Origin of the sequence: Pseudomonas turukhanskensis, from assembly GCF_027922365.1 — a bacterium.
Taxonomy (GTDB): Bacteria; Pseudomonadota; Gammaproteobacteria; order Pseudomonadales; family Pseudomonadaceae; genus Aquipseudomonas; species Aquipseudomonas turukhanskensis.
Window position 1 is genome coordinate 177,093 of the sequence record NZ_BSFN01000010.1, and the last position, 9,887, is coordinate 186,979.

At 58.8% G+C, this 9,887-nt stretch carries 8 protein-coding genes; 7 read left to right on the plus strand and 1 reads right to left on the minus strand.

Translation table 11 applies throughout. The annotated features are described in order from the left end of the window. Window positions 1–243 precede the first annotated feature (243 nt). The 7 genes from PKE98_RS17490 to PKE98_RS17520 all read left to right on the plus strand — a co-directional run bounded on the left by PKE98_RS17490 (window position 244) and on the right by PKE98_RS17520 (window position 8,801). Window positions 244–1,044: an SDR family NAD(P)-dependent oxidoreductase gene (locus PKE98_RS17490; protein WP_271196602.1), complete on the plus strand. Its 801-nt coding sequence runs from the start codon at window positions 244–246 to the stop codon at window positions 1,042–1,044. A 157-nt stretch (window positions 1,045–1,201) separates the two neighbouring features. Next, window positions 1,202–2,872, plus strand: a complete 1,671-nt coding sequence (locus PKE98_RS17495) for a flavin-containing monooxygenase (protein ID WP_271196603.1) — start codon at window positions 1,202–1,204, stop codon at window positions 2,870–2,872. 109 nt (window positions 2,873–2,981) lie between these two features. Further along, a complete protein-coding gene (gene gabD / locus PKE98_RS17500; RefSeq protein ID WP_271196604.1) occupies window positions 2,982–4,430 on the plus strand; it encodes an NADP-dependent succinate-semialdehyde dehydrogenase in 1,449 nt (482 codons plus the stop codon). 134 nt (window positions 4,431–4,564) lie between these two features. After that, entirely contained in the window at window positions 4,565–5,896 is a 1,332-nt protein-coding gene (locus tag PKE98_RS17505; RefSeq protein ID WP_271196605.1) for a carbohydrate porin, read from the plus strand. A 38-nt stretch (window positions 5,897–5,934) separates the two neighbouring features. Beyond that, complete coding sequence (locus PKE98_RS17510) at window positions 5,935–6,717, plus strand: (S)-acetoin forming diacetyl reductase (RefSeq protein ID WP_271196606.1); 783 nt, start codon at window positions 5,935–5,937, stop codon at window positions 6,715–6,717. Window positions 6,718–6,790: 73 nt separating this feature from the next. After that, on the plus strand, window positions 6,791–7,912 hold the full coding sequence (locus tag PKE98_RS17515) for a glycerol dehydrogenase (protein WP_271196607.1): 1,122 nt from the start codon (window positions 6,791–6,793) through the stop codon (window positions 7,910–7,912). Window positions 7,913–8,363: 451 nt separating this feature from the next. Then, on the plus strand, window positions 8,364–8,801 hold the full coding sequence (locus tag PKE98_RS17520; RefSeq protein ID WP_271196608.1) for a hypothetical protein: 438 nt from the start codon (window positions 8,364–8,366) through the stop codon (window positions 8,799–8,801). Window positions 8,802–8,873: 72 nt separating this feature from the next. Here the strand turns inward: PKE98_RS17520 and PKE98_RS17525 are convergent, their stop codons facing one another. Further along, window positions 8,874–9,782, minus strand: coding sequence for an alpha/beta fold hydrolase (locus tag PKE98_RS17525; RefSeq protein ID WP_309298763.1), 909 nt, complete (start codon window positions 9,780–9,782; stop codon window positions 8,874–8,876). Window positions 9,783–9,887: the final 105 nt, after the last annotated feature.

Consider the following 9,887-nt stretch of genomic DNA (forward strand, 5'->3'; position numbering starts at 1 on the left):
AAGCTGATTCGGTTTACGCCGTGTGCGTGAGACATAACGTCTCAGCGTCTCTCGCCGTCTCGCTTGGGCCGAGACATAACGTCTAATTCGGCGCCTGCCGCCTGCCATCGCCGTCGAGGGATAGACCGCTCTAGCGCGGCGCTTTCGAGCGTTTTTGTCGATGTTGGCATCTGCCTTGCTCAAGCCTGTCTCAGCGAGCCGACATGAGCGGCCGCACTCAACAAGAATAATTAGAGGCATGTCATGAGCGAATTTAACGCGGTCAATTTCTCCCTGGTGGGCAAAGTCGCCCTGGTAACCGGCGCCGGTCGTGGCATCGGCCAAGGCATCGCACTCAGCCTGGCCAACGCCGGCGCCAACTTGGTGCTTGCCGATTACGACATCAACATTGCTGAAGAAGCGGCTGCCGCCGTTCGTGCGCTGGGTCGTCGCGCCGTGGCGTTGCAGGTGGATGTCGGTCAGCCTGAAAGCGTGAAAGAAATGATTGAGCAAGTACGCGAGCACTTCGGTCGTCTGGATGTCGCCGTCAACAATGCCGGCGTGGTGAGTTTAGGCAAGGTCCAAGAGCTCGCGGTCAGCGAGTGGGACCGCATCATGAACATCAACGCACGCGGCGTATTTCTCTGCTGCCAGGCCGAGCTGCGGCTGATGCGCGAGCACAAATTCGGTCGCATCATCAATTTGGCGTCCATCGCCGGCAAGGTTGGGTTCCCTGACCTGTCCCACTACAGCGCCTCGAAGTTCGCTGTTATCGGTTTTACCAACGCCTTTGCCAAAGAAGTGGCCCGTGAGGGCATCACGGTCAATGCGCTGTGCCCGGGTGTTGTTGGCACCGGCATGTGGCGCGGTGAAACCGGTTTGTCCGGCCGCTGGGCAGAGCCGGGCGAGACCGAAGAGCAATCGTGGGAACGCCACCAGTCGGCGCTGTTGCCACAAGGCGAAGCGCAAACCGTGGAAGACATGGGCCAGTTGGCGGTGTACCTCGCCTGTGCGCCCCACGTTACCGGCCAGGCCATCGCAGTGGATGGCGGCTTCTCGCTGTAACTGAGCGAGCGGGGCGCCACTGCCTCGCTCCATTCAACTATCGAGTCTGAATTTCCCTGATCCGCAGATCGGGGAGGCGGCATCGGCTTGCCTGCGGTTTGGCTTAGTGAGGGTTCGCTAAGGCACGGCAGGTGCAAGGATCAATTAGGAGAACACAATGACAACTACAGTTCTGGCTAAACGTTCGGTAGGCACCGACGTCATCAACTACGACGCCATCATCATTGGCGCCGGTTTCGGCGGCATCTACATGCTGAAGAAACTGCGCGATGAACTGGGGCTTAACGTGCGTGCCTTCGACAAGGCCGGCGGCGTGGGCGGCACCTGGTTCTGGAACCGCTACCCGGGCGCTTTGTCCGACAGCGAGACCTTCGTGTACTGCTTCTCCTGGGACCGTGAGCTGTGCCAGGAGTGGGATATCACCACCCGTTACGTCGACCAGCCGCAGATCCTCTCCTACCTCAACCACGCCGTGGACCGCCACGATCTGCGTAAAGACATCCAGTTGGAAACGGCGATTACCTCGGCCGTCTTCGACGAAGAAACCAGCCGCTGGGCCGTGACCACCGACGACGGCCATCACTACAGCGCCAAGTACCTGGTGACTGCACTGGGCCTGCTGTCGGCAACCAACGTGCCGAACATCAAAGGGCTCAGCCAGTTCAAAGGCAAGCAATACCACACCGCCCATTGGCCGGCCGATGCGTCGCTGGAAGGCAAACGTGTGGGCGTGATCGGCACCGGTTCTACCGGTTGCCAGGTGATTACCGCCATCGCGCCAATCGTTGGTCATCTCACTGTGTTCCAGCGCTCGGCGCAGTACACCGTGCCAGTCGGCAATGGCCCGGTGGGTCGCGAGTACGTAGCGCATATCAAAAAGAACTATGACGAAATCTGGAAAGAGGTTCGCTCCTCGCGTTTGGCATTCGGCTTTGAAGAAAGCGACATCCCGACCATGAGCGTGTCGCCAGAAGAACGTAAGCAGATTTTCCAACACGCCTGGGACACCGGCGGCGGCTTCCGCTTTATGTTCCAAACCTTCAACGACATTGCTACCGACGAGCAGGCCAACCTCGAGGCGCAGAATTTCGTACGCAACAAGATTGCTGAAATCGTCAAAGACCCGGAAACCGCTCGCAAGCTGATGCCGAAGGACTTGTACGCCAAGCGCCCGCTCTGCGACAGCGGCTACTACGCCACCTTTAACCGCCCGAATGTGGCCTTGGTGGACGTGAAAGCCAACCCCATCGAGGAAATCACCGAGAAGGGCATTCGTACCGCCGACGGCGTGGAGCACGAGTTGGATGTGCTGGTATTTGCCACCGGTTTCGACGCGGTAGACGGCAACTACAAGCGCATCGACATTCGTGGCCGCAACGACGTGAGCATCGCCGACCACTGGCGCGACGGCCCGTCCAGTTACCTGTCGGTGGCCACCTCCAACTTCCCGAATATGTTCATGATTTTGGGCCCCAACGGCCCGTTCACCAACCTGCCGCCGACCATTGAAACCGAGGTGGAGTGGGTGTCCGAGATGATCGGCTTTATGGAAGAAAACGAGCTGGCCTGCGCGGAAGCTGATCCGCAAAGCGAGCACGAATGGGGCGTTACCTGCCGCGATATCGCCGACCAAACCCTGTTCGCCAAAACCGATTCGTGGATCTTTGGCGCCAACATTCCGGGCAAAACCAACTCGGTTTACTTCTATATGGGCGGCCTTGGCCCGTTCACCGACATCCTCACCCAAGTGAAAACCGAGGACTACCGCGGCTTCAAATTCAAAGGCCTGGCCTTGTCCGGCAAGTATGCCCAGAAAGCCTTGCACTGAGCGACGCCGAGCCTGAGCTGAGATAAACCGCACCCGTCCTGGCTGTCGTTCTGGGCGGGCTGTTCGCGCCGTGGCTGCAAGGCCCGGCGCAACCCAAGGAGAACCTGCTGTGAAGCTGAACAACCCCGAATTATTCCGTGAACAGGCCTACATTGACGGTCAGTGGCTGGCTGCCGACAGCGGCGCCACCATCACCGTGACCAACCCGTCCACCAGCGCGGTGGTCGGCCATGTTCCGCGTATGGGCGGGTCAGAAACCCGCCGGGCGATCGAGGCGGCTGAGCGCGCCTTGCCGGCGTGGAAAGCGCTGTCAGCCAAAGAGCGGGCGAGCAAATTGCGTCGCTGGTTCGACCTGATGATTGAACACCAGGATGACCTGGCGCAGATCATGACCCTTGAACAAGGCAAGCCCCTGGCCGAAGCCCGTGGCGAAATCGTGTTCGCCGCCTCCTATATCGAGTGGTACGCAGAGGAGGGCAAGCGCGTTTACGGTGACCTGATTCCAGGCTCTGCCGACAAGCGCCTGCTGGTTCTGAAACAACCCATCGGCGTGTGCGCGGCCATCACACCGTGGAACTTCCCCAGCGCCATGATCACCCGCAAGGCCGGCCCGGCGTTGGCGGCTGGCTGCACCATGGTGATCAAACCCGCGTCGCAGACGCCGTTTTCCGCTTTGGCGTTGATGGTATTGGCCGAGCAAGCCGGTATTCCCAACGGTGTACTGTCGGTGGTGCCAGGCTCGGCGGCCGAGATTGCCGAAGAGCTGACAAGCAACCCGGTGGTGCGCAAAATCTCCTTCACCGGCTCCACCGAAATTGGCCGCACCATCATGGAAAAGTGCGCCCACGACATCAAAAAAGTGTCGTTGGAACTGGGCGGCAACGCGCCGTTTATTGTGTTTGAAGATGCCGACCTGGATGCCGCTGTAGACGGCGCCCTGGCCTCCAAATTCCGCAACGCCGGGCAGACGTGCGTATGCGCCAACCGCCTGTATGTGCATGACAAGGTGTACGACGCATTCGTCGACAAGCTTGCCGCCGCCGTCGGCGCGCTGAAAACAGGTGACGGCTTTGAGACGGGTACCACCATCGGCCCGCTGATCGATGAAAAAGCCGTGGCCAAGGTGCGTCAGCATATCGACGACGCCCTGGAGAAAGGCGCCAAGGTGTTGCAGGGCGGCGCTGCGCATAAACTCGGTGGCAACTTCTTCCAGCCGACCATTTTGGTCGACGTACCGGACAACGCCCGGGTCGCCAAAGAGGAAACCTTCGGCCCCCTGGCTCCCGTATTCCGCTTCAACACCGACGACGAAGTCATCGCCAAAGCCAACGACACTGAGTTCGGCCTGGCCGCGTATTTCTATGCCAAAGACCTGAGCCGTGTGTTCCGCGTGGGCGAGGCACTGGAGTACGGCATCGTCGGTGTAAACACCGGAATCATCAGCTCCGAAGCCGCGCCGTTTGGTGGCGTAAAAGCCTCGGGTGTGGGCCGCGAGGGCTCCAAGTACGGCATCGAGGATTACCTCGAAATCAAGTACCTGTGCCTGGGCGGTATTTAACCCAAGCCATTGCATGGTCAGGGCCTCGCTAGCCCTGACGCCGCTTTATCGCTGTTCCTTCCCCAACCGCAGGGCTCTGCCTGCGGTGCGGAAACCGCTGTGTCGTAAAAACATAAAAACAAGGACTATTCGACATGAAAGACCTCTGGCAACTGCCCATCGGGCTCAGCCTGTTCGCCTGCGTTTCTCTGCCTGTTATCGCCGCTGACAAAGCCGCCACCTGGGGCTTGGGCGACTGGGGCGGCACCCGCAGTGAACTTCTCGAGCAAGGCGTGGACTTCACCATCGGTTACGTCGGTGAAGGCGCAACCAATCTCCATGGTGGCTACAACGATGACCGCACGGCGCGCTACGTCTCGCAGTGGGCATTGGGCACCCACCTGGACCTGCAAAAACTGCTCGGCTGGAACGACGCTGAATTTCAGGTGCTGCTCACCGACCGTAACGGCGACAACCTGTCCAACGACCGCATCGGTGACCCGCGCACCGGGCAACTCAGCTCTGTGCAAGAAGTGTGGGGGCGCGGCAAAAGCTGGCGCCTGACGCAAATGTGGTACCGCCAGCAGTTCTTCGATAAAGCGCTGGACCTGAAGGTTGGCCGCATGGGCGTGAACGAAGACTTCAACAGTTTCCCGTGTGACTTCCAGAGTTTGTCGTTCTGCGCCGCCCCTATCGGCAACGTTGCCGGCGATGTGTGGTACAGCGGCCCGGTCAGCCAATGGGCGTTGCGCGCCAAATACAACCTGAACGAGCAATGGGCCGTACAAATCGGTGTGTTCGAACAGAACCCCTCAAACCTGGAGCCGGACAACGGTTTCAAACTGAGCGGCAGCGGCACCCAGGGCGCTCTGGTGCCGGTCGAGCTGATTTACAAACCCACCGTAGGCGCCGAAGCATTGCCCGGCGAATACCGCGTCGGCTACTACCACAGCAGCGCCAACGCCAACGACGTGTACGACGACGTCAACGGTAACCCGCAGGGCATCACCGGCCAGGCCGCCAAAAGCCAAAGCAGCAAAAGTGGTTGGTGGGTGATGGGGCGCCAGCAACTGACCACCCGAAACGGTGATGCAGCGCGCGGCCTGAGCGTGTTTGCCAGCGCCACGTTCCACGACAAAGAAACCAGCAGCATCGACAGCTTCCAGAACCTCGGCCTGGTGTACCTGGGTTTGTTCGATGCGCGCCCCAAAGACGATTTCGGCTTCGGCATCGCGCGCATCCATGTGAACGAGGACGTCAGCAAACGCCAACGCCAGATCAACGCTGGCAACGGCATCAGCGACTACAGCAACCCGCTATACGTCCCCGTGCAACACAGCGAATACAACATCGAACTCAACTACGGCGTGCACGTCACCGACTGGTTGACCGTGCGCCCGAACGTGCAATACGTCCGCAGCCCGGGCGGCGTTTACGAAGTGGATAACGCCGTGGTGGCTGGCGTGAAACTCCAGGCCAGTTTCTAAACCCTCAGTCCTAACAAACACAAAAAAGGATAACGAACATGAGCAAATCCCAAGGAAAAGTAGCGTTCGTCACCGGCGCCGGCCAAGGCATTGGCGAAGCCATTGCCCTGCGTCTGGCCGCAGACGGTTTTGCCGTCGGCTGCGCGGATATGAATATCGAAACGGCAGGCGTAGTAGCCCAGAAGATCAAACAGGCCGGTGGGCGCGCACTGGCGGTAAAGGTGGACGTGGCCGACCGTGACGACGTGTTCCGCGCCGTGCAGGAAACTGTCGATGGCCTGGGCGACCTGCATGTGGTCATCAACAACGCTGGCATCGCGCCCATTGCGCCGATTGAAACCATCACCCCCGAGATCTACCGCAAATGCTTCGACATCAACGTCGGCGGCGTGCTGTGGGGCATTCAGGCAGCAGTGAAAGCATTCAAGGCGCTGGGGCACGGCGGCAAGATCATCAGCGCCTCGTCGCAAGCCGGGCATATCGGCAACCCAGACCTGGCCGTTTACGGCGGCACCAAATTCGCTGTGCGCGGCATCACCCAAACCGCTGCCCGTGAACTGGCGCCGCTGGGTATCACCGTGAACGCCTACTGCCCCGGCATCGTCGACACCCCGATGATGCGCAAGGTGGCCCAAGACGTGGCGGATAACGCCAATCAGAGCGTGGAGTGGGGCATGGAGCAGTTCGCTCAGCACATCACCTTGAAACGCCTGTCGCAGCCACAAGATGTGGCCGCCTGTGTGTCGTTCCTGTCCGGGCCGGACTCGGATTACATGACTGGGCAGGCCGTCATTATTGATGGCGGCATGGTGTTTAACTAACTCCTACAACGCACTCCGGGCATCGCTGAAGCCGTAGCGGTGATGGATGCCTGGACCCACGCGAGGGTGTGACATGAGCATTACAAAAGGTATTGCATCGCCGGCCAAGTTCCTGGTTCAGGCCGATGCCCTGGTCGACCTGTCGGTGCATGGAAAAGCGTACGGCGCGAAAGCCTATTTGATTTGTGATCAGTTCATTGTTGGCCGGGTGCACGAGAAGGCCATGCCGGGCTTCACCAACGAGCAGGTTGCTGAGGTAGCGGTCTTTGCTGGGCAGTGTTCGGACAGCGAAATCAACAAACACGTCGAGGCGGCCCGCGGTTTTGACTATCTCGTTGGTATTGGTGGCGGCAAAACCCTGGACACCGCCAAGGCCGCCGCGCACTTTCTCGGTAAACCGGTACTGATTCTGCCGACGTTGGCGTCCACAGACGCTCCCTGCACGGCCATTTCGGTGATTTACAACGACGACGATACGTTCAACCGCTACCTGTTCCTGGCCAAGAACCCGGATGTGGTGTTGGCCGATACGCGGATCATGGCCGAACAGCCGCCACGGTTTTTCGCCGCAGGTGTGGGTGATGGGTTAGCCACCTATTTCGAAGCACGCGCCTGTTACGCCGCCCAACGCGACAACCTGATTCTGGGCAACGACGGCAAGATGCTGAAGCCGACATTGGTTGGTTTCGCCATTGCCAAAACCTGCTATGAAACCATCAAGAAGTACTCGGCGCAGGCCGCGTTTGCGGTACGCAGTAAGTCCATTACAGCGGCGCTGGAAAACACCATTGAAGCAACCATCTACATGTCCGCCGTGGGCGCTGAGTCCGGTGGCTGTGCGGCAGCGCACGCGATTCATAACGGCATGACCTTTGTGCACGACCTGCATGGCGCCCAGCACGGCGAAAAAGTGGTGTTCGGCTTGTTCACCCAACTGGTGATGGAGGCCGCTCCAATGGAAGAAATCGAAGAGGTGGTCGATATCGCCATTGCTGTCGGCTTGCCGCTGACCCTTAGCGACCTGGGGCTTAAGCACTTTAAGGAAAGTGAATGGCGACAAGTTGCCCAGGCCGCCTGCGACGTTAACGACACCATGCACAACATGCCGTTTACCGTAACGCCTGAGTTGGTCTACGACGCAATCGTGGCCACCGACGCCATGATGCAGTCGTTTAAACAGAAGAAAGGCCTTTAGGCGGTCAGCCGTCTGCGTTGCAACTGCGCGGGGTATAAAGCCTGTCTTCTTCAGCCTGAACACTAGGTGTAGTGTTTTTTGCCGGTCATTTTGGAGATCAAGGTGGCCGGTTTTTTTCTGCTCAAATTTGGTGGAGCGCCTGTGTTCAAAGGACCGAAAAGCGATTGCATAGGGGGAGGGTAGGAAGGGGCTCTGCGGGCGACATCACCGGTTCGAGGTGGTCGCCTGTTGCCGATTACAATCGCTCACAACAGGCAGGAATCGGCCAATAGCGGATGTTTAAATTCGGAAAGCTAAATCCCATTTGCACAAGGCAATGCGTTGCCAGTTCCGGCAGTCGCTTGCCTCTGCCAGCCCTTGAAGGCGCAGCTATTTCTTTTAATAACAGCCTATTACTAACATGGCCCCAGTTTTGCTTCCGTGCTTTCCAAACGAGCACAGGAGCAGCACCATGTCAGGGATCAACACCACCACACGAATGTCTTCGCTACTCGAGCAGGCACACAGCGGCATGAAGAAAGCGATCAAGGAGGGGACGCTTCAGGTCGGACGAATTCAAGTCATCAACGCTTCGCCTGAAGTCAAAGCCCAGGTCGAACAGAGCTATCAAAACAGTGTTCGGGCCTTGGAGCAGCGAAAGGCTGATTACCGTACAGCTATCGCGAAAACCACGATCGACCTGGAAAACAACTCGGCTTCGCTACCGGACGTGGCAACGCTTAGCAAAGAGCAAGCGAAGTCGATGCTCAGCGGCCTTCGGCAAATGGATTACGTTGGCGACCTGGACGGCAAAACTCTCAGCGCCAGCAACGGCAACCAGAAAACCGGCAACCTCACGACCTATATGCAGTGGCTGCAGGCACGCGTAGGTATCGACGTGTATGCCTGAGCAGGCTGTTTTAACTGCCTGTCGCAGTCATCCGTGTCGCACCAGAACTGCAACCGGCCAGTAAGGCTCACCTCAAGGCGTTGTGTGCTGTTCTATAAAGCCGCGTAGGTCTTTGGTGAATTTGAAGGGGTTTTTAAACATCAGAAAATGATCCCCTTGCTCAGCCTTGCTGTAGACGTAAAGCGCTGAACCCGGGATTACCGAATGCGCCCAGCGTTGGCTGGGCAGATTGGCGCTGTACTCCCCGGAAAAAATCGCCACGGGCATGGTGATCTTGTGTTGCAACACGTCGCGCCAGTCATTGGAGGCATGGTCATACAGCACGCGCACCATGGCTGCCGGATCGTTCTTTACCACGGCTGCTGCGAAACCCTCGGAGTTGGCAAAGTACGGCGAGTCTCGCAGCATCGCTCGTTCGGCAAAGTTGGTGGTTTGTGGGTCCGGGTGTTGCGAAACGGGTGCTTTGAGCGCGGTGATCAGAACGTCTGGAGAGGGCACCATAGCGCCAGCGTCTCGCCGTTCCTGCTCGGACCAATCAGCGTGGGCAACAATCGAGATAGGCTCATCGACGAACACTGCCTTGCGTATGCCTTCGCTGCCAAACAAATCGATGTAGCTCCACAGCACGGATGCGCCCATGGACCATCCACAGTAGTTGGCGGACGTGATGCCCAGGTGTTCATTCAGCTGTTTCAAGTCCATCGCGTAGCGGGCGATGCGAGTGCCGTACTCAACCTTATCCGACAGGCCCTGATTGCGTGGGTCGAGCACGATCACGCGGTAGTTTTTCGCCAGCAGGTACATCACGTTGACGTACTCGGCGCCGTTGGCGGACCAGCCTGGGATGAACACGATCGGTTGGCCTTTACCGGCCTCCCAATATTTAAGGGTGACGCCGTCATTGGTCTTGAATGAGTTGATCTGTAGGTCGGGGAAATCGCTGAGTTTGCCCGGCAGCCCTTCGAGCTGGTGGGGGAACACGTAGTCGTGGGGAGCCCGCAGAATTCGGAAAAAATCGTACGCTAAGGTTTTCCGGGCAACCGTAGCGGCCTGAACTTCCCGTCCTCCAGCCTGCGGCTCTGCCGC

Bases quoted from the DNA above. Each gene is read 5' to 3' on its own strand.
- PKE98_RS17490 (WP_271196602.1), top strand. From the start codon at position 244: ATGAGCGAATTTAACGCGGTCAATTTCTCCCTGGTGGGCAAAGTCGCC.
- PKE98_RS17495 (WP_271196603.1), top strand. From the start codon at position 1,202: ATGACAACTACAGTTCTGGCTAAACGTTCGGTAGGCACCGACGTCATC.
- PKE98_RS17505 (WP_271196605.1), top strand. From the start codon at position 4,565: ATGAAAGACCTCTGGCAACTGCCCATCGGGCTCAGCCTGTTCGCCTGC.
- PKE98_RS17510 (WP_271196606.1), top strand. From the start codon at position 5,935: ATGAGCAAATCCCAAGGAAAAGTAGCGTTCGTCACCGGCGCCGGCCAA.
- PKE98_RS17515 (WP_271196607.1), top strand. From the start codon at position 6,791: ATGAGCATTACAAAAGGTATTGCATCGCCGGCCAAGTTCCTGGTTCAG.
- PKE98_RS17520 (WP_271196608.1), top strand. From the start codon at position 8,364: ATGTCAGGGATCAACACCACCACACGAATGTCTTCGCTACTCGAGCAG.